We start from the raw sequence: 26,041 nt of genomic DNA, 5'->3' as shown, positions 1-26,041 counted from the left end.
AAGCTATTGATTTTCACAATTTATTAGAAAGCCTGCAGCAGAGCGAATATTAAAAAAGGCAGCGAATCCCCCCGGGATCGCTGCTCTCCTCCATTTATGCTCCTGCCCAAACATCCTTTGCATATCGACCATTCGCCTCTAATGATTGCAGCCATTCTGTGGCTTCTTCTTTAGATGATTGATACAAATGCATATAGCTTTCGATTAACGTTTGTTCAACATCCGGTGCCATTTTGCTTCCGTCTCCGCAGATGTATAAGTGTCCGCCTTCTTTTAATAAAGAAAGAATGTCTTGAGCGTTTTCTGCTAACCGATGCTGGACATACATTTTTTCTTGACCAGGACATCTTGAGAAAGCGGTGTGCAGTGTTATAAGACAATCTTGTTCAGCTTGCACGAGTTCTTCTTGATATAGGAAATCGTGTTCGGGATTGCGGCATCCAAAGTAAAGATGGGCAGCCCCTAGTTTTTCACCTTTTTCTGTTAGGGCGCGGCGAGCCTGAATAAATCCTCTGAACGGTGCAATTCCTGTTCCAGGGCCAATCATAATGATAGGTTTCCCTGTTTGCTCCGGAAGCTGGAAGTTGGATTGCGGTGTATTGATAAAGCAGGCTACCTTGTCTCCTTCCGAACGTTCTGCTAAATAATTTGATGCAATTCCTTTGAATTCTCCGTTGCCACTCCAGGCATCTCCACGGACGACACTGACAGTGATGCTTGCTTTTCCTTCCTTGTGAAGTGGAGAACTTGAAATAGAGTAGTATCTTGCCTTTAAAGGAGGCAGTAAAGCTAGAAATCCTTCAAATGGTATTTCACATGCAAGGTACTTTTCTGTCAGGTCAAGCATAGTAATGCGTTTGTTCAGAATTTCTTGTTTATAGGTACTGTCCTCTAGAAGCTTTTCAAGCTCTTTTACATGGGGAGGACATACCGTGTGAGTAGCAAGCGTCCTAATTTGAGAACGGGTAGCAGGTTCTTGTAACTCCACATAGTTAGATAGTAACTCCTGTAATTTTACAGGTTTCTCTGTAGGAAGATGGGCAGCTTTTCCCGAATCTCCAGTCAGTTTGACATAGTCTTGGCCGTTAAAATTGAATCGACTGAGCACTCGCTCAACGAGTTCCGATGGATTTTGAGGAAGAACCCCGACATGGTCGCCTTCTTGATAATGAATACCCTCTGGAAGAGTTAACTCTATATGCCGTGTACTTCTTCCGCTATCCTCATGTTGTAATTCGACACTCCTGTTCACAACAGCTGTAAAAGCATGATGAGTGCGGGCGAGCGGTGTGTCGCTCACATCACTTACAAAATTCATCATAATCGAGCTGTTTTTTCTATCATTTATATTTAGTTCAATGTTCAAGGTTTGGGCAAGCTTCGGCCAAAGGGCTTCTGTCCATTTCTCGTAATCCCCTTCAAAATCATCGCTTGCATCTCCATAACCTGTTTCTGACAGACGATTAGCTCCTTTTTGTTCCAGTTGTTCATCAATGAAGGTTGGAATACGTTGGTACGTATTGGCCCAATTGCGGTCTCCGCATCCAAAGATAGCATAGTGAACACCGTCCAATGTTCCATCCTGACTTTCCTTCAGCCATGAAACAAAGTCATTTGCATTGTCTGGTGGATTTCCATTATAAGATGCTGAGACAATGAGAACAGCTCCTTCTTGAGGGAGATGATTGGTGTAATCATTTAAAGGAGCAACCTCGGTATAGAAACCTTGTTGACTCCCTATTTCAGCGAGATCACGAGCAATTCCTTCTGCGGTTCCCATGTTTGATCCAAACAGAACGAGTAATGGCGTGCCATGTGCAGATTCAATAGAAGCTTCCGTTGCTTCTAAATCCGCAAACACTGGTTCTGGAGAAGCAACGATAAATGACATCGCCGGCTTCCTAGGTGAAACGCGCATGGTTAATCCATCTGGTTTAAGAGTCAAAGTTTCTTTAACATCCAATTGATAATCTTTATGATCTATCAGGTCAAAGTGTTGTAAAACCATTCCAAGAACCAGAGTTGCTTCATGAAGAGCAAACTGCTGTCCGATACAGGCACGCTGTCCGTTTCCAAACGGTTTATAAGCATGGTATGGAATTGAGACCGGATCCTCAAAACGTTCTGGAATAAAGGATTCTACGTCATCTCCCCAAACGGATGGATCACGGTGAAGCTCTGGAATAAGAAGAGTGAACACCTCATCTTTCTTCACATTGTATTTTCCGATTAATGTGGTGTCTTCTTTCGCATAAACAGAAAACGCCGGAGCAGTTGGCCACAGACGAAGCGCTTCATTTAACACCATACGAACATATTTCAATTTCTTCACTTGTTTATAATCAGGAACCTCGTCACCCAGTACTTCATCGACTTCCTGCTGTGCTTTTTTTAACTTTTCCGGGTTATTCATAAGAAAATAGATGGCGAAAGAAAGGAGACCGCTCGTCGTTTCATGTCCAGCGATTAAAAAGGTAATGATTTGATAACGAATATTTTCATCATCCAGTGCTGCACCAGTTTCAGGATCAACCCCTTTTAACATATGGGAAAGAAGGTCATCTTCTCCCTGATCACCATTTAGTTTTCGTACTGCAATCAATTCATCTACAAGAGTGAACATGTATTGAATGTCTTCTCTGAATTGTTTTTTAGACTTAATCATCAGTTTATCTTGAACACCGAGTCGCTGCGTTTGACTCATCGCTTCATCTAATGCACGCACCATACTGTCGACAAAGGGATGGGAGGTCTCTCGATAAAAACTGTTAAAGCGGTAATTAAATCCGCAGAGTCCAATTGTATCTAAGGTCAAGCGTGTCATATCTTCAGGAACATCAATCTCATCAGCGGGATTTAAGCGAGCCCATTTTTGGATGAGTTGGGTAGCAAGATCCACCATTTTTGCATGATAGCCCTTCATTGCCTGCTGGCTAAAGCTAGGCAGCAGAATGTTATGAGCCTTTTTCCAATTTGTCTCCGATGTTTCACTTGTGAAAAGGCCATCACCACCAAATGCTCTCACTTTTTGCAGGGCAGGACCAACTTTTTTATCAAATCTTGTTTCATCACAAATTTCTTTAGCAAGGGCAGCACTGGATACAAAGGTACTAATGCGACCCGGAAATTGAAACTGAAAAACCGGTCCAAGTTCCCTTGCCAGCTTCATGTATGACTGAAGTGGCTTATCCTTATCAATAACAGGCAGGCTTCCGAGGGGTCCATAAGTTTTTGGCTGTGGAAATTGAGTTGTATTTGTCATTTTTTAGCACCTCTTTAAATAAATTAGCTAACGGAATGAACGTTCATTCCGCTAAGTGGATGAAAAATCAAATTTTTCTCAAACGTGTAATCGTACAGCATCCCAAATGCTTTCTTCTACATCTGCTAAAAGTTTTGCTTCAGGTTCTAACTCCCCAATACGGACAAGTCGTTGAAGCTCAAGAAATGCTCCGTAAATAATGGCAATCAAAGCTGCAGAAGGAAGCTCCTTAATTTCTTTTTTTGCTTTTCCTGAATCAAAGAAACTTTTTAATATATTCAGTAGCCCTTGAAAGCTAGAATGACTTTCTTCATTTAAAAAATGGGCACTACTATGTGTTTTAATAAAATAAAGCGCTTGACTGTGCTCGGTTGTAAAGTGAATCATTGATATAAAAATATGGTGGAACTGATTTCGAATCGATTCATCATAAGGAAATCCATTCTCAAGTGTTTCAGTAAAAATATTCAAGTACTCTTGAAAAATCTTGTTTCCGAGCACTTCCTTATTCTCAAAGTAACGATAGATGGTACCAGCTCCAACTCCTGCCGATGTAGCAATCATTGGAATCGTCGTCGCATCATATCCCCGCTCAGCAAATAGTACCAAAGCGCTGGATACTATGCTGTCTCGTTTATTTACTGCAGTTTGCATAATAATTCAGCCTTTCATTAATTAAATGCGGAATGAATGTTCATTCCTGTTAATTATATACCCCATAAAATTCCATCTCAACCACTCATTGGACCTATAATTTGTGAAGGTTTTGTTAACCGATGGGGGACAAAAGGCTGAGTAGTCGTCATTTGAGAGAAGGAGTTAAATAGATAATATCGTTAAAGATGGCATTTTTCTTTGTCTGCAAGGGGTTAGAGTGGGTATTTTAATAATTTTGAGGTTTAAGATAGTGTAAATAAGTTTTTTAAGTATCGTTAGGAGACCTGGAAAAGAGCGCTATCCTTTTTCAGTAATAACGCCCGATTGAGGAATATTGAAAAATGCGAAAGATCTGTAAAAATGGCTTCTCAGTTATTTTACTAAAGCCACTCGTTTAATAGTGTTCCATTCTAATTGTACTGATTTATTATGAAAACCTCACCATAATCATATTAACAATAGGGCGAAGTAATTTTCCGAACACCTTATTGCTCAATAAGTTTTATAACATCTGTCAAGCTCTTTTCTACCATAGATTGAAGACGTAAAGAATGATTTTCAAAAGCTAAAGCTTCTGTAACGGGATTTGGTACGATTACACACTTTAATCCAGCATTTAGAGCCGATTGAAGTCCATTTAACGAATCTTCAAATGCTACGGCTTCTGTGGAATGAATGTTTAAAACTTCGATTGCCTTTAAATACAAATCAGGCGCTGGTTTTACTTTATCAACATCATCCCCTGTGATAATAACTTCAAAATAGTTTAACAGTCCGAGTTCACCCAAATAATGAGTGACCCACTCTTTTGTGGAACTTGAAGCAAGTGCAATTTTATATCCGAAATTTTCTGCTTCTTCTAAATAATCCTTTACACCTTCACGTGCCTGGGATGTTTTCATCTTTACTTTATGTAAGCTTTTTGCTCTGGCTTCAATTTCTTCAATATTACAACTTTCCCCCAGTTTTTCTTGGAAGAACTTATAAAGTTCAGTATTATCTGTTCCGATACATTTAACAAAATGTTCGAGAGGCAAATCAGATTTATAAAAAACCATAGTTTCTTTATAAGCCTCATACCAAGCCGTCTCCGTGTCTAAAATTAAACCATCAAAGTCGAAAATAACAGCTTTAATCATAATAATTTTCTCCTTTTTACTTATTAGAAGGTAACACTTTTTCCTGAAATACACATTGATTGAATAGCACAAGTTTCATAGTGATTACTATCCTTAAATAAACGTACATTAATGAATGCCCTTGTTCAACTAAATTGTTCCATTTTTGAATAACTTAGAACTTCGATTCACCGTCTAATAATTTCTTCTCTTATTCAAAAATATGGCCCATTTGTTGAATAAAGATCAAACAGCAATCTCCAACAAATCTTGCTCTGTTAGTTCATTAGGTCATCATATGGCAGGCAGCCTTGGATCTCAACTAACGCGCTCGTTAGTTGAGTAAGCTATACATATTATTAATATCCCAATTATTATTAAGCCCAAAATCAATACTTCTATTGATACGAGAATTACATCGCCTAAGTGGCCAAGAATGGGTATAAAAATCAGGTATTCGTTCAAAATGCATAAGCTACAACATATGGAAATGATATACATTAAAACGGGGCAAACCTATGAAACTCTGAAGTTTACATAGACCAGTATCAAAAGTTGCCCACTAGAGTAATGATCCGACTAATGAAAAATTCCCGTAAACATAGTTATTTTTCACCATTAACACCAAGCGTTATAAATACTAGAATGTTAATATATAGTATTTTTGGTAATTACCAAACATTAATGGGAGGTATTTTGATGAATTTAAAGAAGAAAGTTCTATCAGTTTCATTATCTAGTTTATTAACTTTAAGCGCAGTAACAGCTGTTGCGCTACCAGTCGGTGCGGTTGGAAATGGTCCCAGTGCTGGAAATGGTCAAGTAACAACTTCAATTCTACATACTTATGACAGCTTGGTAAGTTACCTTAAAACCCAGGATGCTAAACAAGAAGCATTGAAACTTGAAGTAATCGGGGAAACGGTAAAAGGACGAGATATTTACCTAGCAAAGTACATATCTAATCCTAAAAACCCTACTATCCTATTTTTAACCCAACAGCATGGAAACGAACAGCTAACAACTGAAGGTACACTCGAATTTATTAAACATCTAGGCACGAATAAGACTAAAGGTTTGCTAGAAAATGTAAATATTCTAATCATTCCTATGTTAAATGCAGATGGGGCTATGGGTGATGTTAATTTCTCCCTTGATGACTATTTAGCAAAGGGTGATCGACATCTAACTCGTGCAAACGCAAACGGTGTCGACTTAAACCGTGAGCATGATAAAAAAACTAGTGAAATGCAAGTGGAAGTAAAGGCATTACATGAAAATGTTTTTGCAAAATACGATATTGATTACATGATTGATTTACATCATCAAGGGACGCTAAGCGAAACAGAAGGTGAACTTGTTTCAGGTTCGATGCTATATCCAACAAATGCTAACGTAAAACCTGAAGTGTTAGAAGCTTCTAAAAAACTAGGTGCTGTTGTATATAACGCAATTGAACCTACTGGTTGGGGGCATATTGGTAAATATAATGGAGGATCAGGAGAAAATATAGGTCGAAACGGTGCAGCTGTTCGTTATGATATTGCAACGCTTCTCTTTGAAATGCGAGGTATGTCTGACCACAATATCGAGTCAGTTGCACTTGGACAAAAAAGCAACGGGTATCTAATAAAGCAAACAGTTACCACTTTGGATGCTGCTGTTAGAGCTCTTGCCGATAATTCAATTGAAACTGTTGATGAAAGCTTTTGGGACACTCTTCCAACACAAACAAATCGTTCTGGGGAAGAAGCAGACGAATAAAATTATCGACACATCCTATTTTTTCTAATGGGATGTGTTTTTTGGTTTTATCGGCCTTTTGTCTGTCTCCAAAGAATCGTATGACTCAGAGCATGGACATTGCCAACGTTTGAACAAAGAGTTTTTCTAATAATGGTGAAGTTCTCATTTTTTAAACATGTCCACCTTTTCTTCTCACTTTTTGCAGTAAATTTAATTTTATCTATAAAAATTAGTATTCTTAATAACGATCCTATTAAGTCTTTTTAACCAGACATATACCCCCTTCCCGTACCTTATACTCGTCAAATAAGGTCGAAAATATACTCAATCCACTATAACTTTCATTAAACTCGTTTTATAACTTCTCCCCATTGAATAGCCTTTGCTTCCTTGATCAAATGCTCATTTTTTGACGAGTTCTACTATTTTGTTCACTTTTTCTATAAAAGCTTATAGTTCATTAATATCTGTAATGACCTTTGAAGTTGACTCGGAAGATACCCCGTTCTCATCAAACACCCTGCACTAATAAAGTTGTATATTCACCTTTATTATTTTTCTATATTGCCCCGATAGTTAGAAAAAGCTGCCTTAAAGACAGCTCCGAATCTTCCGCTAAAACTCACGTTACTCTAACAAGAAATTATATAGTTCATCATTCTGTTTTTTCCAAAACCAGATATTCTTTAGTTTTACATGTTGATATATCGTTTTCATTAGCGAACTTAATTAAATCTATTAAGACTTTATCTGGGGCAAAACCAAAAATTCGAATGTTTAGCCCCTTGTTCACTTGTATAATAACACCTTTGGTTGCCCAACCGACACGTTTAAATTTCATCTGGACAATTTGTTTAGGATAAACTACTTTTTTATAAATAGGCATTGTCAAAAATAATATTTGATACGATAAACGATTCTTGTCTATTCTAAATTTAAATTGAATAAAGATTGCTACAAGAATAAAAATAAATAATAGAAATTGAAAGTAAAATATTAATCCTATAGAGAAATTATACGTAATAATTGGCGGCAGAACTATTGTTGCCAGTAACAATCCCAAATGCACTCTTTGAGTTCTTGCAATATAGGTCATTCTAAATTCCCTTCTTCCATTTTTATTTTACCGCAATAATCCAATTTCTTCTTAAAGTTTTCTACCCCAATTGTTGCATAAAAAAAGATTGCCTCAGCAACCTCTCTAATTGAAGTAAAACAACCGTTAACTTAACAAGCCTTGATAAATGAGTTTAGTTAAGATTTATTTTTAAAGAATACCACGAAGAACAGAATTTAATCGTGGTTTTACTACATCAATTTTGAAATAAACATTGTTGCAATGCCAAAGTAGATAAGTAACGATAGTATATCATTTAGTGTTGTAATTAATGGACCAGAGGCCACTGCTGGATCGATGTTGAATTTATATAATATTAGAGGAATAATGGTCCCAGCTAAAGTACCAATAATTAGGGTCATAACTAATGAACTTCCAACCACTAACCCTAGAACAGGATTTCCTTGCCAAACAAAAGCTATAATGGAAATTAATATTCCACAGGTAATGCCTATTATCAATCCAACTTTAAGTTCTCGGATAATAAGTCTAAAAACAACTCCTTTATCCGTATCAGTAGTAATTAGACCTCTTACAACAACCGCTAATGATTGAGTACCTGTATTTCCAGTCATCCCTGCTATCATCGGCATAAAGAAGGCAAGTGCAACAACTTTAGACAATGTTTCTTCAAAACCACTAATAATAGTTCCTGACACTAATCCGATAAATAAAAGTAAAATAAGCCAGGGAAGTCGGCGATACGCAGCCACGTGTGCCTTCGTGTCAAAATCAATAGCTTTACCAGATGCCGAAAGTTTTTCAATATCTTCGTTTGCTTCCTTAATGACAACGTCAATAATATCATCAACGGTTACAATTCCTAATAACTCATTATTATTATCTACAACAGGAATTGATAAAAAATCATAACGCTCAATAACATGTGCTACCTCTTCTTGGTCTTCATAAGCGAATACGGAGATAACTCTGCTGTACATAATATCTTGAATTTTTTCATTCTCATCATTTATTATTAAATCTCGATATGAGACTACACCTACTAATTTTTTATCGTTATCAATTACATACAGATAGTTAATTGTTCCCGAGAACTCCGCAAATATTTTAAGCTTTTCAACTGATTCACGAACCGTATAGTGTTGAGGGATCCACACAAAACGGTTTGTCATTATTCGTCCTGCCGTTTCAGGGGGATAATTCATGATATTTTGAACGATTTTAGATTCTTCTTGTTTCATACCTGAAAGAAGTTCTTCAATTTTATCCGGAGAGAGGTTCTCTAACAATGAAGCTAAATCATCATTATCCATTAGATCCATTACTTGACCTGATTTTTCAATTCCTAATTTAGTAAGAATTTTTAATTGATGTACTTTTTCAAGTTCCTGTATTAGTTCCGCGATTTGTTCTGGAGTAAGAAACAATAAGAAACGTGTATGATGTTTTTCTGGAAGCCCCTCAAAAATCCGAGCAATATCATAAGGTTGGAGTTCTTCTAATATTGCTTGAAATTCTTTCTTTTTTCCTTCTTTTAATGCTTTTATGATTTGAAGAGTTATTTGGTCTTCAGTCATGTCTTTTATCATCTTCGCCACTCCTTTTTTGAGGAGCAAAAAATATTTCCCCTTAACGATATATTAAAAGTAAGAAAAATATTTTATAATTCCCCTTCCTTAATCTTTGTATTTATTTGATATTTATTATGCTTCGAGTATAAGGTCGTGAATAGTTATCCACTATCCTCACCTCCCAGAAAAAAATAAAAACACCTCCATTACAAATGGAGGTGTTCACACGGTACATTTACGTACATTTCTGAATGACAAATACACATACGTACATTGTCTGAATGACAAATACATAGCAGAAATCCTGTTCCTCCATTCGTAGAGCTTTAGCACTGTGTGGCATAGGACAACGCCAGCTACATTAAAAACCACCTTATGTCGATGGTTTCTGTTGACCCATTGGCGTCTTTCGACATTTTTGGGCAGTAGCATATCTCCTACACAGGAGCCTCACCTAACGAGGATATTTAGTTTACCAATCCACTCTAAAAGAGTTTCTTTTAGAAGTCAATGTTTTTTGGTTAACTTATCGACTTCCTGTTAGATTCCAGCCATATAGTCAACAAAGACCTTCAATTCTTTGGGACGGACAAACACTATTTCTCCTTTTTTTAATTCAAGATTATTATATTGTTCTTTAGTAAGTTCGATTTCAAGCGGTTCATTTATATCCTGACGAATCACTTCAATACGGACAATAGGTCCAATTGTATGAATATGGTCAATAACAGATGAAATCGAATCCGTTTCTAATGATTCTCTTTCTATGATAAAGTTATGAGCTCTTACATAACCAGTACTCTCTCCATCCTCACTGTCTGGAACATGTATTTCCACATTTCCTGTTGCCAATTTCCCTTGATGAACCTTGCCCTTGAAAAGATTGACACTGCCGAGAAAATCGTAAACAAATGGATTTTTGGGTTGATCATATACTTCTTCCGGAGTTCCAATCTGTTCAATTTTCCCTTCATTCATGATTACAACTCGATCAGCAACATCCATCGCTTCTTCCTGATCATGTGTCACAAAGACACTCGTAACATTGAATTCATCATGAAGTCTTCTTAGCCAACGCCTAAGTTCCTTACGCACTTTAGCATCCAGTGCCCCGAATGGTTCATCAAGCAAAAGAATATTCGGCTCTACAGCAAGAGCCCTTGCCAATGCCACACGCTGACGCTGGCCGCCTGATAATTGAGAAGGATAACGGTCCTTATATCCTTCCAACTTAACTAGCTGAAGCAATTCTGTAACTTTTTGTTCAATCGCTGTTTTACTAGGTCTTATTTTTCTTGGACGAACCTTTAAACCGTAGGCAACATTATCAAAAATGGTCATGTTGCGAAAAAGAGCATAATGCTGAAAGACAAAACCCACATTCCGATCTTTCACATGCTTATTGGTGTAATTCTCTTCATTAAATAAGATATTTCCGTTCTCTGCCTGTTCAAGTCCAGCAATGATACGTAGCAACGATGTTTTTCCCGAACCAGAGGGGCCAAGTAGCGCAACAAGCTCCCCGCTTTTTATTTCCAGATTGATATTTTGGAGGGCTTGATAAGACCCATAATATTTTGTAACATTTTCGATGACGATACTCATTACTTTCCCTCCTAACTTACTTTTGATGATTTAAAGTCTGTTTTCCATTCTATGAAACTTTTAATAACCAACGTTATGATTGCAAAAATGGACATCAGTGATGCCACGGCAAAGGCCGCTGAAAATTGATATTCATTGTATAAGATTTCAATATGAAGTGGCATCGTGTTCGTCATCCCGCGTATATGGCCTGATACGACCGATACTGCCCCAAATTCTCCAATTGTCCTCGCATTACATAAAATGACTCCATATAAAAGGCCCCATTTAATATTAGGAAGCGTTACATACCAAAACGTCTTGAATCCTCCTGCTCCTAGTGTGAGCGATGCCTCTTCTTCAGACGTTCCCTGGCTTTGCATTAGCGGAATTAATTCACGTGCAATGAATGGGAAGGTAATGAAAATAGAGGCGATGACAATCCCTGGTATCGAAAAGATCACTTTAATATCATAGTTTTGCAACAATGGACCAAGGGCCCCATGTAAGCCAAATAAAAGTACAAAAATCAATCCAGCAATGACTGGTGAAACCGAAAAGGGTAGATCAATCAAAGTTATTAAAAAGTTTTTTCCTTTAAATTCATATTTTGTAATCGTCCATGCCGCCACTACCCCAAATATAGCATTAAGGGGTAACGTGATTAGGACAACGATTAATGTTAATTTAATGGCAGACATAGAATCTGGATGGGCTATGGCCGCAAAATAAGCATCAGCCCCCTTTTCAAAGGCTTTTACAAAGATTGCGATTAATGGAACAACTAAAAATAAAGTAAGAAATAGTAACACAATGGAAATAAGAATCCACTGTATAGATTTAGGCTCTTTCGTTGCGTTTCTCGTTAAAATGACTGGTTTGTTCGTCTCTGCAGCCACTGAATTGTGATTTGCCAACATGTCCCCTCCTATTTCCCGGTATATCTTTTGCTAGTCCACCATTGTAAGATATTGATGGTGAACAAAATTAGAAATGTAATAATAAGCATGACGGTGGCCACAGCGGTTGCACCCTGATAATCATACTGTTCGAGTTTTGTCATGATGATAAGCGGTGAAATCTCTGTTTTAAAAGGCATATTTCCTGCAATGAACACAACGGATCCATACTCTCCAAGCGCCCTCGCAAAAGAAAGTGCAAAACCCGTCAAAATCGCTGGTATCAATTCAGGAAAGATAATTTTAATAAACGTCTGCATTCGATTCGCCCCTAGCGAAGCAGATGCTTCTTCCATTCCTTTTTCTATATTTTCAAGCACCGGTTGGACCATGCGGACAACGAATGGCAGACCGATAAATATCAGGGCAATGATAATCCCGATGGGAGTGAAGGCAATTTTAAAGCTGAAAAATTGGCCAATCCATCCATTCGGTGAGTACAAAGTGGTCAATGTAATCCCCGCCACAGCAGTCGGCAGGGCAAATGGCAAATCAACTAGACCATCGATGATTCGTTTGCCAGGAAATTCATAACGAGTCAGCACCCAGGCAATTAAAACGCCAAAAACTGCGTTCACAAAGGCCGCAGTTAAAGCTGTCAGAAAGCTTAGTTTATAGGAAGCAACGACCCTCGGTTCGGTAATAGTCGCCCAAAAATCCTGAAACCCCATTGTAAATGTGTTTAAAAAAACCATGGATAATGGAATCAAAACGATGATGGATAGATACAGCAATGTAAACCCCATCGTTAGTCCAAAACCAGGTATGGTTCTTTTTTTCTTTTGTTTAACTTCCGCTATATTCATCGATTCGCCCCAGCTCTTTCTGATTGATTAGTGAAGGAGAAAATGTGAATTTACATCTTCTCCTCCAACGCTTATTGTGGTTGATAAATTTCGTCAAATGTACCACCATCATTGAAATGTGTTTCCTGGGCTTTTTTCCACCCGCCGAACTTTTCATCAACAGTCACCATATCAATATTTGCAAACTGGTCCTTGTATTTAGCAAGAACCTTCTCATCCCTCGGACGATAGAAGTTCTTTGCTGCAATTTCTTGACCGGCATCTGTATAAAGGTATTCCAGATAGGCCTCAGCGACTTCCTTCGTTCCTTTTTTCTCAACCACTTTATCAACAATAGCTACTGGAGGTTCAGCTAAAATACTAATCGACGGATTCACGATTTCATATTTATCATCACCGAATTCTTCTAGTGTTAAATAAGCTTCATTCTCCCAAGCAATTAGTACGTCACCAATTTCCCTTTCCACAAACGTGGTCGTTGCACCTCGTGCTCCTGAATCCAAAACTTCAACATTTTGATAAAGCTTTTTCATAAAATCCTTCACTTTGGTTTCATCATTATTAAAACTCTTTTCTGCATAAGCCCATGCAGCCAGGTAATTCCACCTTGCTCCACCACTTGTCTTTGGATTTGGCGTAATTACGGAAACATCCTTTTTGATTAAATCATTCCAATCTTTTATACCTTTCGGATTATCTTTTTTTACTAAAAACACGATAGTTGATGTGTACGGTGTCGAGTTTTCAGGTAAACGTTTTTGCCAATCTTCTGCTAATAAGTTACTAGCTTCATAAATGGCATCAATATCATAAGCCAATGCAAGTGTCACGACATCCGCTTCCAACCCATCAATAACCGCTCTACCTTGTTTACCAGAACCGCCATGAGATTGCTGAATCGTTACATCCTGACCTGACTCTTCTTTCCAATGTTTCACAAACGCATCATTAAATTCTTGATACAGTTCACGCGTCGGATCATATGACACATTCAAAAGCTCCACAGACTTAGAGTTCCCTTCTCCTTCTGTTTTTTCTGAATTACATCCTGCTAGTACTCCAAAGGCTAAAATCAAACTTGAAAATACCATCAACTTTTTCATAAACTTCCCCCGTTTTTCACTTTTTCCAACAAAAAAGACATACTATTTCCTTCAATTAATATATAAGGAGATAGTATGCCTTCAGTTTTCTGATCAGCAAATATTCTGTTTTTATGTATCACTACCATAAAACAAAGTATACCAAGTTGTCAACTATGTTTTTTCTTTTTATCTTTTCCGCGACGATTATTGAGATTAAAATAATATAGTCTGTATTAATGGAATTATATAACCAATGCAAAAGGACTCAATCTCATGAGATTGAGCTCTTTTGCATTCTTTGTTCTCGCTTATACTAAAAACTCAAGATTTTGATTCTTTCTGATACAACTTATTGTCCACAATATACTGATAACATTGACCAGGTAGTAAATATCTCGGTTCTCCACCCATCGCGAACTCATCTCTTATATATGTCGAACTGATTTCCATGGAGAGACCTTTATCGATAAGGTGAAATTTATTGCCATCATCATAATTTCTCAGCAACGGACTTTTGGAAATGATTTTTAGCATATCTATTCCATCCCGGGCCATGACGATAAATTTATGATTGGCAATCAACTTTTCCCTGAATTTCCAGCGTAAGTGTACCGGTAATTCCTGATTGTCAATATCTTCAAGAAGATCGGCACCCATAATGAAATAAACATCATCCTTCGGGTACTGTTGTTTAAAGTATTCCATCGTATACCAAGTATACTGTTTACTCGTCCCAGCCCGTTCATTAATTTCATAATCACTAACTTCGAACACCGGGTTGTCCTCGATAGCTAGCCCAAGCATATCCCAGCGATGTTCATTACTCGTTTTCATCTGTTTATCAATCCGATTATCGGCGCAAGGTAAAAAAATAACTTTGTCCAACTTAGCACGATGTGCAATGGTAGATGCTGTCCATAAATGGACATTCGTAACTGGATCGAAGGAAGATCCGTAAACTCCAATTTTGCCCATCTCTTATTCCCCCTCGTTTAACCCTTCCTTTTCAGCACAGCCCTGACCGGACTGCCGTCTCCATCTTCTAACGCAAGCGGCAGTGCTGCCAAATCATACATTCCCGGCTCCACGCTTTCTAGGACTAGACCTTCCAAGATATGAATACCACAACCTGACAGAGCATGGTGGGCAGGCAATTCTTTGCTATCGAGATAGTCAACGGAAGGCAAATCAAGTCCAAGCAACTTCACTCCTTTATCAGCAAGATAAGGTGCTAATTCAGGATCAATTGTAGGAATCCATTCAGGGAAACGGCTGAGGTCCTTCCACTGTCCTGTTGCCAGTAATAACCGTTCGATGCCTGTAAAGTCGATACCTGTAAAAGCCTCAACTCCAATACTTTTAGCAGCATCTATCTTTACTAAAAGTGCTGGGCCAATATATAAATCCAAATCGAGCTCAATGATTTTTTTTCCGTTTTCATCAAAATGGAAAGGAGCATCAATATGTGTTCCTAAATGTGTACTCATCCGAATTTCCCCAACATTGACTGATGATCCCTTTGCTATTGAAGAATTCAGACGATATGAATACGGTGTATCTCCTGGCCAATATGGCGTATTTTCGTTCAGTCGCTGAGAAATATCTCTCCATAGATTCATCTATTTTCCCCTCCAGTCTTGCTTACAGCTTAGTTCGCAGTGTCCAGAGTTCAGGGAAAAATGGCTGGTCGACCACTTTCTTTAGGTAGCTCACTCCCGACGAACCACCTGTGCCCATTCTTTGGCCGATGATTCTTTCTACCGTACTCATATGATGGAATCTCCAAAATTGTTGCTGACTACCAATATCAAGAAGCTTTTCGGCCAGCTCATATAAGTCCCAATATTTATGAACATCGCGGTAGACCGTCAGCCAGGCACTCTCCACACTGGCATTTATTCGATATGTTTCAGACCAATCCCTTTTCAAAACGGATTCATCAACCGGAAGACCTCTTGCAGCCAAGGCCCCAATCGCAGCATCATAAATACTAGGTTTATTTAAATTAACCATCATCGTTTCATAAAGTTCAGGCTGATGTCGAAAAACGGTCAATATTTGCGTATTCTTTTGGCCCATTGCAAATTCAATCAACCGGTTTTGAAATGATTGAAAGCCAGAAGAGTTTCCGAGTTTCTCACGGAATTCCATATAATCCGATGGCGTCAAGGTCGAGAGAACATTCCACGATTGAATAAGTTGTTGTTGTATCCTTGAAACTCTAGATAGCATCTTAAAGGAAGGCTCCAAACGTCCTGCCTTGATATTGTCTGTTGCTGCTGTTAATTCATGAAGAATCAGTTTCATCCATAATTCACTTGTTTGATGAATGATAATAAACAACATCTCATCATGATGACCGGAAAGCAGGTGCTGACTCGATAGAATTTGATTTAAATGTAGATAGTCCCCATAGGACATATCCTTTTCAAAATCAGTAACCATTCCTTCTTCTAAACGATTCTTATCAGTCGGTCCCTTATCCATACTCTCTCTCCCTTTACGTTCTTTTTATTTTCATCATTAACAAATAAGCGATGCAAAGAAAGATCAGCCAAGGAACACCGAACTGGAGAACGATTTTAAATGGACCAGTGAACCAAGTCGATACCGTCAAAGCAAACAGCAGAAATGCACCTAGTATCGTTAAATATGGAAAGCCATACATTTTCACCGGCAACTTCCGCCCTCCAGATTTTTCCCAATTTCTTCTGAAATACAAATGTGAGATAAACACCATAAACCAGGTGAAAATAGCTCCGAACATCGAAATCCCCATCATGAACGCATATGAAGTATCCGGAAGCAGAACTTTTACACCAGCAGCCAGAAAAATGCCCAGTGTAGAGATGAGTAGGGCACGTAATGGAACACCTTTTCGGCTCACCTTTTGAAATAATGCAGGAGCCTGCTTTTGCTCGGATAATGAAAATATCATTCTTGTGGAAGCATATAACTGGCTATTCATCGCAGATAGAGCTGCTGTTAGCACAATAAAATTCATTATTCCTGATGCTCCTGGAATATTCAAAATTTCCATTACCTTTACAAATGGGCTTTTATCGATTCCAGCAGATTGCCATGGTACAATCATCAACATAAGACCGATTGTCAGTACATAAAAAGTAGCAAGTCTGAAAACAGTTGCCTTTAAAGCTTTGGGCACGGCAATATCGGGGTCTTTTGCTTCTCCCGCTGTCACTGCAATTAATTCCGTCCCTAAAAAGCTGAAGAGAGAAATAAATATTGCAACCCAAAGCCCCCAAAACCCGAATGGCATAAACCCTCCGTCATTGACATAATTCTCTACCCCAATACCACTTGAGGGTTCGGCGCCAATCACCACGTATGCTCCAAGTAAAATAAAAATAACAATAGCGCTAATTTTAATCATTGAAAATACATATTCAAAATTTCCGAATGTATTGACACTCGTTGCATTTACATAGATAAGCAGTGCAGCAAAAAGAAAAATCCACACACTTCCAGCTACATCAGGGAACCAATATTTCATGTACACGGCGATTGCACTCACTTCGACTCCAATAGCAAGGACATTCGCTATCCAATATGAATATCGCACAACAAAGCCTGCAAATGGACTGATATATTTTTCAGCAATCGTTCCAAATGATCCTGATGTTGGATAGGCTACAGTCATTTCTGCCAAACAGCCCATCAACAGGAGGACAATGAATGCACCTGCTGCATAGCTGATTAATACACTTGGGCCTGCGGTCGAAATCGCAAGGCCGCTGCCCAAAAATAAACCGGTACCAATTGCACAACCCATGGCAATCATTGTGATTTGATTTGACGATAACTTACGATGCAACTTATTTTTCTCCATACGGTTCTCCCATCCTAGGCAATGATTCCCCGTTTATTTTCATAGTTTTCATATAACCTTCCGTCCATGATTTTTTTAAGGACCTGTACCGTTTCAAAGACTTCCTGAAAAGAGGTATAAAGAGCAACAGGTGCTAGTCGGATCATATTAGGTTCACGATAATCGGGTATGATAGCCTCTTTTTTCAATGCTTTACATATTCTTGCCGCTTCCTTATGTTCAAGGATGATATGACCGCCCCTTTTTGATTCATCCCTTGGACTACCAATTTTAAATCCGTAATCAGTAAGTTCCGAGTCGATTAAATCCATTAGATATTTCGTCAGCCTCAAAGATTTTGACCGAACCTGCTCTATTCCCACTTCTGCAAACATTTCAAGTGAGCCTAAAAGAGGGGCCATGCTTAATATATGGGGAGTTCCAATCTGAAAAGCACCGGCAGAATTTGCCTGAGTAAAGGAATGTTCCATATCGAACTGCTTATCCTTCCTCGATCCAAACCAACCTGCCAATCCCGGCTTCCTGTCAAAATGCTTACGGTTCACATACAACCCAGCTACACAACCTGGCCCACCATTCAAATGCTTATAATTACACCAAAATGCAAAATCCACTTCCCATTTGTCAAACCAATGCGGAACAGCACCTATAGAATGACAGCCATCGAACCCAATCATGATCCCACGTGCATGGGCTTCCTTGGTTAACCTTTCAATATCAAGGATCTGACCGCTCCGATACAAGACCGTCGGCAGTACAATCAAGGCTATTTCCTCGTTCATCGCTGCAATGATGTCATCTTCCTTAAGGAATTTCCCATCACGGCTTTTCACCTGAACTAAATGTGCCGCAGGATCAAGTCCATGTAATAGGAGCTGGCTTTGAAGCGCATAAATATCACTGGGAAACGTTAGCTCATCCGCCATGATTTTGTTCCTACCAGCTTTCGGTTCAAAAAAAGTTGCCGCAAGCTGATGTAAATTAGCTGTCGTTGACCCGCTCATTATCACTTCATCCCCTGCAGCCCCTACCAATTGGGCACTCAACTCTCCCAATCTCTCAGAAAAGTAAAACCAAGGTTCAGTGCCCTCCGTCCACCCATTTATCCCAAACCTTTTCCAGTCTTCCAATGACCTCATTAAGCTTTTTTCCGCCCGCTTCGATAAAAGTCCCAATGAGTTCCCATCCAAATAAATCATTCCGGGATTCAAATAGAATTCCTCTCTGTATGAAACTAAGGCATCTTGCTGATCCAAAGTTCTCGAATACTCTTTCGTAGACATAAAATTTTTTATATCCATTTTGTCCGCCCTTTCTTCCTATCCACTATATTTCACTTGTAAATCCCTACTCCCTCCCAGGCCAACCTTATCATTCTGTTAGGATCTTTTTCAATATAATCCTTTTTATCAAAAATCATAGTGTAGTGGTTGTTTTCATCATATTTGGGCCAGATTTCCCCTTCTTCGGGATTTGGGTTTCCATATTTCGCAAAGTTAACCCAATGACCTTGAATCCTTTGGGAAACCTTAAGCGCTGCTGTCTTGGATCCATAAGAAGTAATCCGTTTGCCCAATGCCGAGTCGAATGTCTGGAAGGCAAATAGAATTTCCATTCCATGGGTCGCCCCTAATTTGCTTAAACGCAGTGCCGGCGTTTTATAATCAAAACGATACATCCACGTTTTTTCAAAACGACTGTACGCCTCCGCATACCAAACGGAAGGAATATGGAAAGTCGCATCACGGCCAATGCCAAGCGCCGCTTCCTTTTTAGGGAAGTTCATATAAGCATTCGTAATTCGCTCTTTCGCCTCTGGATCAGTATTTTCGAACATTTTATGAATCATCTCTTCATTAGTTGGGATTAAAGGGGGATCCATTTGTTCAAATAATGTCGCTTCGTCTCTATTTGTTCCTATAAGCAAGGGTATCCCCTTGGCTTTTCCGGACCGAATCGAATCTAGTGGATAATCAGGCAGGAAGTCACCATCAACGACAGGTCCAAAAGATAGGGAACCAGGCATAGCTTGTGAGTTTTCCTGTAAGAGTTGGTAAGAGGCGGCGACAATTTCTTGAACTGGAAGTGTTTTTAATCGATGGATTTCATTCTTGCCAATTCCCAAGATATCCAGGAATTTTTCACTGAATTGTCGTGCATATGCTTTTCCGTAAACAGATGTTGGAGCAGAACTTTCTGCAATAGCCTGTTTAAAAAGACCTCTCGCTGAAGGTACAGTAAGTAAGGTCGTTACGGCATTTCCTCCAGCTGATTCGCCAAATATCGTAACATTCTCAGGGTCGCCGCCAAAGGCTTCAATATTCTCTTTCACCCATTTCAAAGATGCCACTTGATCACGTAAGCCTAAGTTGGTTTCAAATGTTTCTCCATCATCTGTTAACTCAGTAAAATCCAAATATCCAAGTGCACCTAACCTATAGTTGATGCTTACCACGACTACGTCTCCATTCTTAGCCAACAAATGTCCATTGTACATATCAATAGATCCAGCTCCCGTTATATATGCCCCACCAGGAATCCATACCATGACCGGGCGCTTCTTATCATCAGCTCTTGGTGACCAAATATTCAGAAACAAGCAATCCTCATCCATTTTTTCATTGCCAGCCATTCCTGTTCTTACAGCCCGATCCATCGGCTGTGGCGGAACGGCACCAAAATCCACTGCATCCAAGACACCGCTCCATTTTTCAACTGGCTCCGGCGAGCGGAAACGCAAAGCATCAATTGGCGCTTTCGCATACCTGACTCCACGCCAAACGCATACATCGTTTTCCATAGTACCTTGAAGATGTCCTTTTGCCGTCGTTACGATTGATCCAATCATACACTCTCACCTCTTCTTATAGTTATAGTTACTTAAGTTCTTCTTTTTCCATTCCCTTATATCCTTCATCTTTATCGAAAAAAGATTTATAAGGCTATTTCAACCAAAAATAATTCAAATAAATGTTCTACTCATAGTCAACTTCATATTCCGGTGTTCCAATCATCCTTAAGGATTAGAAACGCAATTGTGTGGACATTCCCATTAGTGGGTATACGACCACGAATATTACTCCAGCCAAAATTATTAGTGGACAACCACTGTTCATGGATAAGACTTTTAACCAAATATTATAAACAAGTTAAATCAGTTATCCACTTATATAACGATAGATGAAAATGGACAAATCTATTCAAAATGGTGATGCCCCTGATGTGAAATTTATTAAATCAAAACAAAAAAAGACCAATTCAGGTCTTTTTTGTTGACATGCATAAGTTGCCCATACAAAAACCCGCCCTCGATAAAGAGAGGACGGATTTAAGGTATTATATATTTCTAATGCTTTTTACACTTACTCTACTACCGGAAGCCAACCTTTTATATTAATCAACTTCTCCCAAAGTGGATCTGGAATGACAAGTTCATCCTGATCTTTCTTGGAAAGAGTCGTACGTATTTCAATTTCTTTTCCTGCCCTGATTTTTTCAATCCAATGCGGTTCCATAAGCAGTTCTCGACCGAGGGCGATAAATGGCACGCCTGTTTCCATAGCTTCTGCTACTTCCTCCGGTGTGTGCAGGGAGCCTACACCGACTATCGGGATACGATTACCAACCTTTTCATGAATTTTAACGATTCGGGATTTTGTCCTATCACTCTCACGGAATGAACCATTCCAGAAATGACCTACCGATATATGTAGATAATCTAAGTTTTGATTAGCTAGTCTATCGACGAACTGGAGCGTGTCATCCAAAGTGATTCCAGGATTGCTGCCCTCTTCAGGAGAAATGCGGTAGCCGATAATAAATGGCTTTTTCGCATGCTCAGCCACTGTTTTTTCCACTTCGTTTACAAGGGTAAGCGGCAAAATCAATCGTTTCCCTAGAGTTCCTCCCCATTTATCTGTACGACGGTTCGAGTGTGGCGAAAAGAATTGTTGAAGCAAATACGTATTGGCCCCATGAATTTCTACGCCATCAAATCCTGCTTCGATGGCTCTTCTAGTTGCTTCTCCAAATGCCATAATAACGTCCTGAATTTCGTTTTCCGACATTTCCCGTGGTACCGGTGCATCTTGTTTGGAAGCAATCGCACTCGCGGAAACAGGTTGGTTATCAGGTACTAATTCGGGTGGACTTTGCCGTCCACCATGATATATTTGTAAAATTGCTTTTGACCCTTTAGCTTGAATCGTCTCAGCCAATTTTCTCAAAGAAGGGATAAATAAATCGTCATCTACACTAAATTGACCTGGAAACCCTTTTCCGCCAGCTATTACATAAGCACAAGCCGTTATCACCGCACCAACACCTGCCGAGCGTTCCGCATAATAAGCCAGTTCATCTTCGGTTATAAAGCCATGATCATCCGAAGAATAAGTTGTCATCGGAGCCATCATGATACGGTTTTTCACTTCTACCCCTGAAGAAAATTTATATGGTTGAAAGATCTTTTCGTATTTTTGATTCATGACATTCTCCCCTTTTTTCTTAATGGTGGTGATGCCCGTGAGGTTCTTTCGAAGGATTAGTAATTTCAAAACCTTCTTCCGGAACGTAAAAATATTTAATCCATACCCCATCCAGAAATTCCTCACGTGAATCAAGCAAAATATCTATATCTTTATCTGTTTTGACAATTTCGTCATGTTCTGTCGGAGTATCAAGTTTCATCTCATAGTGAGCATGATCACCATGCATATGCGTGATATATACTCGAATCATTTTGCCTTCGGCTTCTTCACTGCTCAACATATTTTGTAAAACTTTTGCTGCATTACGGTTAATTTTGCATTTCATATCCATTCCTCCAACATAAATATTATCTATGTACTAAAATTCTACCCAATTAAAGGATATCTGTAACATCCATTTATACTCTTCTTCCAAGACCGTGTCTATTTAAATGCTTATCAACGGTCAGCAGGAAAAACGATGCCAATTTGCTTTCTTGCTTCATCCATGATTTCTATAGTCAATAGTGAATTCGCGAATGAATTTTTATCCGATTCTATTTTACCCTGATGAATCAATTCAACAAACTCTTTAACTTCATAATACATGGAAGGCATGTCCTGCTTAACCGAAATACTTTCCCTAGAACCATCCCGATAATGGATATCCACTGCTTCGGGTCCAGAAATCTTATTAATGAGAATGCTGCCATGTTCGCCTTGTATTTCGGATGGCTGGTTGGATTCCGTAATTTTCGAATACATTACGACCGCTTCCATTTCGTCATAGGAAAGTAATATGGTTCCCTGTCCATCTGCCCCTGATTCAAGCAATGTTCCTGTTGCCTGAATCTTATTTGGTTTACCGAACAGTACAACAAGTGGGTATATGACGTAAATCCCTAAATCCATTAATGCGCCGCTTGAAAATTCCGGATTGAACGCATTCAAAACTGTGCCTTTTTTATACGCGTCATAGCGTGATGAATATTGACAATAGCTTCCTGAAAATCGCCGTATGGCACCTATTTTACTAATATTTTTCTCGATACTTTCAAAGTTAGGCATTACTGTTGATTTCATTGCTTCCATTAATAGCACTTCATTTTTTTGGGCAGCGTCAATCATCTTCTTAACTTCCGCTGCATTCGAAGCTAATGGTTTTTCACATAACACATGCTTTTTATTATCTAAAAATAACACTGCCTGCCTGCTGTGATGAGAGTTAGGACTTGCAATATATACAGCATCAATCTCATCGCTTTCGGCCATTTCCTCTAAATTTGTAAATATTGTATGAACTCCATATTTTCCGGCAAATCCCTTAGCCTTCTCTTCTGTACGTGAATAAACAGCGGTTAAAGAAAACTCCTCCACAAGCTTTGCTGCCTCTAAAAATCGCTCAGTGATCCAGTTTGTTCCTATTACTCCTAAACGTATCAACATCATATCCCCTTTCAAGCTAACTTATTATGTCCTCAATATACAGACAATTCACTAAAAAAAAAAGTAAAATGACGTCCAACGACTGTTTAAATTGGATTTTTCAGGTAATTTTCCTTTATAATCTTTCTATATTACTACTGCCATGATGTTTCTACATACTACCTATTCGGGAAAGCAAACTAAAAAGGAGCGTGTGAAGTTTATGACAGATTTAATGAAAAATAAAGTCGCAATAATTACGGGTGGCGGATCAGGAATTGGCCGTGGCGCTGCACTAAAGCTAGCTGAAAACGGTGCAAATATTGTCTTTTTTGATCGGACAGTTGAAAATGCCGAAAAGGTGAAGGATGAAGTAGAATCCCTTGGTAGAGAGGCTTTAATCGTCAAAACCGATGTTTCTAAAGCCGATCAAGTTGAAAAGGCATACCAGGTAGCCTTCGACCATTTCGGGAAAATTGATTTCGTATTCGCCAACGCAGGCATCAACGGTGTGATAGCCCCAATCGAAGACATAAAGCCAGAAGACTGGGATCAAACACATACCATCAACCTAAAGGGCACCTTCCTCACTGTCAAATACGCCATTCCATTTATGAAGGAAACAGGTGGCAGCATCGTCATCAACAGCTCCATCAATGGAAACCGATTTTTCAAGAATTTTGGTTTTTCCGCCTACAGTTCATCAAAAGCTGGTCAAGTCGCTTTCGGTAAAATGGCGGCACTCGAATTGGCAAAATATAAAATCCGAGTCAACATCATTTGTCCCGGCTCCATCGATACCAACATTCACGACAACACTTTCCCTGAAGATGAAAACTTAAAAAAAATCAGAATCCCAATTGAATACCCGCAAGGTTCACAGCCCCTTGCAAATAAAGCCGGCACTACCGAGCAAGCAGGGGACCTTGTCTTGTTCCTAGCTTCAGATATGTCCTCCCATGTAACAGGGACGGAAGTTTATATTGACGGAGCAGAATCACTGTTATAAGTATAGAAAAAAGCAGTCCTGATTTTTATCAGGAGTACTTTCTCAACATGGTAAAAAGCTGAAACCCTATAAAAGGGCTTCAGCTTTTTACTTTTATGCTAATCGCTTTAATCCACGGCGGGCAAGAACTAGATAAGCCAACATGGCGATGACATGACAACTTACCATCACAATACCCATCGGAAGGGGTGAATCACCTGAACCTAGACCCACTAGGGGAGCCATTAGTGACCCTAATATAAAAGGGAGCAATCCAATTAAGGCCGAGGCACTGCCTGCTGTTTTTTTCTGATTATGCATCGATAAAGAAAAACTTGTTGTACCAACAATTCCAACGCTAGAAACGGAGAAGAATAAAGCTATCAAGATTCCTGCTAACCCAATTTCGAGAAGGATAGATGAAAGAAGAAGGATCCCTCCAAATAATGCAAGACATAATCCTAATTGAAGGAGTTTTTCCTCTTTTACCTTACCTGCCAGCCTTCCGGTCACTTGAGAAGCAATAATGATCCCAATTCCGTTTGTTGCAAAAATCAGACTGAATGTTTGGGGAGAAACACCAAAGATATTTTGGAGAACAAAAGGCGAACCGGAAATATAAGCAAACATAGCGGCACTTACGAATCCTTGTGAAAAAGCATAGCCCATAAACACACGGTCTTTTAATAAATTTCCAAAAGTTCGGAGTGTATCGGTTACCCCTCCCGCACTTCTATGATTAGGAGATAATGTTTCCTTTACACCAAAAAATGCGGCAGCAACCATTAGCACACTTAATGCACAAATGACTATGAAAACTCCCCGCCAAGATGTGAACTGTAACAGCTGACCTCCAAAAACTGGAGCCAAAATCGGCGCAGCTCCATTTACCAGCATTAACATGGAGAAGAATTTGGTCAAATCCGTTCCTGAAAAAAGGTCACGAACAATGGCCCTGGAAATGACAATTCCTCCTGCTCCTGCGATACCTTGGATAAAACGTAATAATAAAAGCAATTCAATGGTTGGAGCAAAAGCACATAACAGAGATGAAACGCAATAAATGGATAGTGAAATGATTAACGGTACCCGTCTTCCTTTTGCATCACTTAGTGGTCCTAGATAAATCTGCCCTAACGCCAATCCTAATAAACAGGCAGTCAAACTCAGCTGGGCTAAAGACGTACTGCTTTTTAGATCTTCAGCAAGCGTAGGCAGACCTGGTAAATACATATCAAGTGACAATGGTCCAATCGCTGCAAAGGAGCCAAGCATAAGAGCCATCAACAGCCTTTTGGATTTAGTCATTTCGTTGCCTGATGAAATTGTTTCCTTCAATTCAATCATTACTACCCCTATCCCTTTTAACAAGTTGTTTTTTCAAAAAAATACGTGATCTTCTTTATTTTACAAAATATCCAGTTAATTTACGATAAGTATGCTTTC

General features: G+C 39.0%; 21 protein-coding genes and 1 riboswitch. Of the genes, 2 read left to right on the top strand and 19 right to left on the bottom strand.

Translation table 11 applies throughout. The features are described 5' to 3' along the window. Positions 1–94: 94 nt before the first annotated feature. From NST21_RS07190 to NST21_RS07180, 3 genes are all read right to left on the bottom strand, one after another. A complete protein-coding gene (locus tag NST21_RS07190) occupies positions 95–3,262 on the bottom strand; it encodes a bifunctional cytochrome P450/NADPH--P450 reductase (RefSeq protein ID WP_340888492.1) in 3,168 nt (1,055 codons plus the stop codon). Between the two features lie 78 nt (positions 3,263–3,340). Beyond that, positions 3,341–3,916: a TetR/AcrR family transcriptional regulator gene (locus NST21_RS07185; protein ID WP_057216637.1), complete on the bottom strand. Its 576-nt coding sequence runs from the start codon at positions 3,914–3,916 to the stop codon at positions 3,341–3,343. Positions 3,917–4,404: 488 nt separating this feature from the next. Continuing rightward, the gene (locus tag NST21_RS07180) at positions 4,405–5,058 is read right to left on the bottom strand and encodes an HAD family hydrolase (protein WP_340888489.1); all 654 of its coding nucleotides are present in this window, start codon (positions 5,056–5,058) and stop codon (positions 4,405–4,407) included. A 678-nt stretch (positions 5,059–5,736) separates the two neighbouring features. On the opposite strand from NST21_RS07180, the gene NST21_RS07175 reads away from it, so the two are divergent. Then, positions 5,737–6,801: a M14 family zinc carboxypeptidase gene (locus NST21_RS07175; protein WP_340888487.1), complete on the top strand. Its 1,065-nt coding sequence runs from the start codon at positions 5,737–5,739 to the stop codon at positions 6,799–6,801. Positions 6,802–7,438: 637 nt separating this feature from the next. Here NST21_RS07175 and NST21_RS07170 read toward each other — a convergent pair. From NST21_RS07170 to NST21_RS07100, 15 genes are all read right to left on the bottom strand, one after another. Next, a complete protein-coding gene (locus NST21_RS07170) occupies positions 7,439–7,879 on the bottom strand; it encodes a hypothetical protein (RefSeq protein WP_340888484.1) in 441 nt (146 codons plus the stop codon). A gap of 212 nt (positions 7,880–8,091) precedes the next feature. After that, the gene (mgtE, locus tag NST21_RS07165) at positions 8,092–9,450 is read right to left on the bottom strand and encodes a magnesium transporter (RefSeq protein ID WP_056530868.1); all 1,359 of its coding nucleotides are present in this window, start codon (positions 9,448–9,450) and stop codon (positions 8,092–8,094) included. Between the two features lie 285 nt (positions 9,451–9,735). Further along, a riboswitch (M-box (ykoK) riboswitch) is annotated at positions 9,736–9,901 on the bottom strand. A 71-nt stretch (positions 9,902–9,972) separates the two neighbouring features. Next, a complete protein-coding gene (locus NST21_RS07160; RefSeq protein WP_340888482.1) occupies positions 9,973–11,037 on the bottom strand; it encodes a sulfate/molybdate ABC transporter ATP-binding protein in 1,065 nt (354 codons plus the stop codon). 11 nt (positions 11,038–11,048) lie between these two features. Beyond that, positions 11,049–11,915: a sulfate ABC transporter permease subunit CysW gene (cysW, locus tag NST21_RS07155; RefSeq protein ID WP_377372447.1), complete on the bottom strand. Its 867-nt coding sequence runs from the start codon at positions 11,913–11,915 to the stop codon at positions 11,049–11,051. 29 nt (positions 11,916–11,944) lie between these two features. Continuing rightward, positions 11,945–12,781, bottom strand: coding sequence for a sulfate ABC transporter permease subunit CysT (gene cysT, locus NST21_RS07150; protein WP_053345054.1), 837 nt, complete (start codon positions 12,779–12,781; stop codon positions 11,945–11,947). A gap of 71 nt (positions 12,782–12,852) precedes the next feature. Further along, positions 12,853–13,884, bottom strand: coding sequence for a sulfate ABC transporter substrate-binding protein (locus NST21_RS07145; RefSeq protein WP_082527752.1), 1,032 nt, complete (start codon positions 13,882–13,884; stop codon positions 12,853–12,855). Positions 13,885–14,187: 303 nt separating this feature from the next. Beyond that, positions 14,188–14,841, bottom strand: coding sequence for a nicotinate (nicotinamide) nucleotide adenylyltransferase (gene nadD, locus NST21_RS07140; protein WP_340888480.1), 654 nt, complete (start codon positions 14,839–14,841; stop codon positions 14,188–14,190). Positions 14,842–14,858: 17 nt separating this feature from the next. Continuing rightward, positions 14,859–15,485, bottom strand: coding sequence for an arylformamidase (gene kynB / locus NST21_RS07135; protein WP_340888478.1), 627 nt, complete (start codon positions 15,483–15,485; stop codon positions 14,859–14,861). Positions 15,486–15,507: 22 nt separating this feature from the next. Further along, on the bottom strand, positions 15,508–16,353 hold the full coding sequence (gene kynA / locus NST21_RS07130; RefSeq protein WP_340888476.1) for a tryptophan 2,3-dioxygenase: 846 nt from the start codon (positions 16,351–16,353) through the stop codon (positions 15,508–15,510). Positions 16,354–16,366: 13 nt separating this feature from the next. After that, positions 16,367–17,716 (bottom strand): amino acid permease, encoded by a 1,350-nt coding sequence (locus NST21_RS07125; RefSeq protein ID WP_056530831.1) that lies wholly within the window; start codon positions 17,714–17,716, stop codon positions 16,367–16,369. Positions 17,717–17,730: 14 nt separating this feature from the next. Beyond that, on the bottom strand, positions 17,731–19,017 hold the full coding sequence (kynU, locus tag NST21_RS07120) for a kynureninase (protein ID WP_340888474.1): 1,287 nt from the start codon (positions 19,015–19,017) through the stop codon (positions 17,731–17,733). A gap of 32 nt (positions 19,018–19,049) precedes the next feature. After that, positions 19,050–20,564 carry a carboxylesterase/lipase family protein gene (locus tag NST21_RS07115; RefSeq protein WP_340888472.1) on the bottom strand — a complete coding sequence of 505 codons (1,515 nt, stop codon included), beginning with the start codon at positions 20,562–20,564 and terminating at the stop codon, positions 19,050–19,052. 514 nt (positions 20,565–21,078) lie between these two features. Then, positions 21,079–22,200, bottom strand: a complete 1,122-nt coding sequence (locus tag NST21_RS07110; RefSeq protein WP_340888470.1) for an NADH-dependent flavin oxidoreductase — start codon at positions 22,198–22,200, stop codon at positions 21,079–21,081. A gap of 19 nt (positions 22,201–22,219) precedes the next feature. Continuing rightward, positions 22,220–22,528: a heme biosynthesis protein HemY gene (locus tag NST21_RS07105; protein WP_053345048.1), complete on the bottom strand. Its 309-nt coding sequence runs from the start codon at positions 22,526–22,528 to the stop codon at positions 22,220–22,222. Positions 22,529–22,641: 113 nt separating this feature from the next. Continuing rightward, on the bottom strand, positions 22,642–23,625 hold the full coding sequence (locus tag NST21_RS07100; RefSeq protein WP_340888469.1) for a Gfo/Idh/MocA family protein: 984 nt from the start codon (positions 23,623–23,625) through the stop codon (positions 22,642–22,644). Positions 23,626–23,830: 205 nt separating this feature from the next. Between NST21_RS07100 and NST21_RS07095 the strand changes: the two genes are divergently transcribed. Further along, a complete protein-coding gene (locus tag NST21_RS07095) occupies positions 23,831–24,616 on the top strand; it encodes an SDR family oxidoreductase (protein WP_340892471.1) in 786 nt (261 codons plus the stop codon). Positions 24,617–24,709: 93 nt separating this feature from the next. On the opposite strand, the gene NST21_RS07090 is transcribed toward NST21_RS07095, so the two are convergent. After that, positions 24,710–25,942 (bottom strand): multidrug effflux MFS transporter, encoded by a 1,233-nt coding sequence (locus NST21_RS07090; protein WP_340888467.1) that lies wholly within the window; start codon positions 25,940–25,942, stop codon positions 24,710–24,712. Positions 25,943–26,041 lie beyond the last annotated feature (99 nt).

Origin of the sequence: Peribacillus sp. FSL K6-1552 (assembly GCF_038005205.1) — a bacterium.
Classification (GTDB): domain Bacteria; phylum Bacillota; class Bacilli; order Bacillales; family DSM-1321; genus Peribacillus; species Peribacillus butanolivorans.
Note: the sequence above shows the minus strand (reverse complement) of the source record. Positions and strands in the feature narration are given on the sequence as shown.

What these genes read in the sequence shown, in the direction of transcription:
- NST21_RS07190 (WP_340888492.1), bottom strand. Translation starts at nt 3,262, where the DNA reads ATGACAAATACAACTCAATTTCCACAGCCAAAAACTTATGGACCCCTC.
- NST21_RS07185 (WP_057216637.1), bottom strand. Translation starts at nt 3,916, where the DNA reads ATGCAAACTGCAGTAAATAAACGAGACAGCATAGTATCCAGCGCTTTG.
- NST21_RS07180 (WP_340888489.1), bottom strand. Translation starts at nt 5,058, where the DNA reads ATGATTAAAGCTGTTATTTTCGACTTTGATGGTTTAATTTTAGACACG.
- NST21_RS07175 (WP_340888487.1), top strand. Translation starts at nt 5,737, where the DNA reads ATGAATTTAAAGAAGAAAGTTCTATCAGTTTCATTATCTAGTTTATTA.
- NST21_RS07170 (WP_340888484.1), bottom strand. Translation starts at nt 7,879, where the DNA reads ATGACCTATATTGCAAGAACTCAAAGAGTGCATTTGGGATTGTTACTG.
- mgtE (WP_056530868.1), bottom strand. Translation starts at nt 9,450, where the DNA reads ATGATAAAAGACATGACTGAAGACCAAATAACTCTTCAAATCATAAAA.
- NST21_RS07160 (WP_340888482.1), bottom strand. Translation starts at nt 11,037, where the DNA reads ATGAGTATCGTCATCGAAAATGTTACAAAATATTATGGGTCTTATCAA.
- cysT (WP_053345054.1), bottom strand. Translation starts at nt 12,781, where the DNA reads ATGAATATAGCGGAAGTTAAACAAAAGAAAAAAAGAACCATACCTGGT.
- NST21_RS07145 (WP_082527752.1), bottom strand. Translation starts at nt 13,884, where the DNA reads ATGAAAAAGTTGATGGTATTTTCAAGTTTGATTTTAGCCTTTGGAGTA.
- nadD (WP_340888480.1), bottom strand. Translation starts at nt 14,841, where the DNA reads ATGGGCAAAATTGGAGTTTACGGATCTTCCTTCGATCCAGTTACGAAT.
- kynB (WP_340888478.1), bottom strand. Translation starts at nt 15,485, where the DNA reads ATGAATCTATGGAGAGATATTTCTCAGCGACTGAACGAAAATACGCCA.
- kynA (WP_340888476.1), bottom strand. Translation starts at nt 16,353, where the DNA reads ATGGATAAGGGACCGACTGATAAGAATCGTTTAGAAGAAGGAATGGTT.
- NST21_RS07125 (WP_056530831.1), bottom strand. Translation starts at nt 17,716, where the DNA reads ATGGAGAAAAATAAGTTGCATCGTAAGTTATCGTCAAATCAAATCACA.
- kynU (WP_340888474.1), bottom strand. Translation starts at nt 19,017, where the DNA reads ATGGATATAAAAAATTTTATGTCTACGAAAGAGTATTCGAGAACTTTG.
- NST21_RS07115 (WP_340888472.1), bottom strand. Translation starts at nt 20,564, where the DNA reads ATGATTGGATCAATCGTAACGACGGCAAAAGGACATCTTCAAGGTACT.
- NST21_RS07110 (WP_340888470.1), bottom strand. Translation starts at nt 22,200, where the DNA reads ATGAATCAAAAATACGAAAAGATCTTTCAACCATATAAATTTTCTTCA.
- NST21_RS07105 (WP_053345048.1), bottom strand. Translation starts at nt 22,528, where the DNA reads ATGAAATGCAAAATTAACCGTAATGCAGCAAAAGTTTTACAAAATATG.
- NST21_RS07095 (WP_340892471.1), top strand. Translation starts at nt 23,831, where the DNA reads ATGACAGATTTAATGAAAAATAAAGTCGCAATAATTACGGGTGGCGGA.
- NST21_RS07090 (WP_340888467.1), bottom strand. Translation starts at nt 25,942, where the DNA reads ATGATTGAATTGAAGGAAACAATTTCATCAGGCAACGAAATGACTAAA.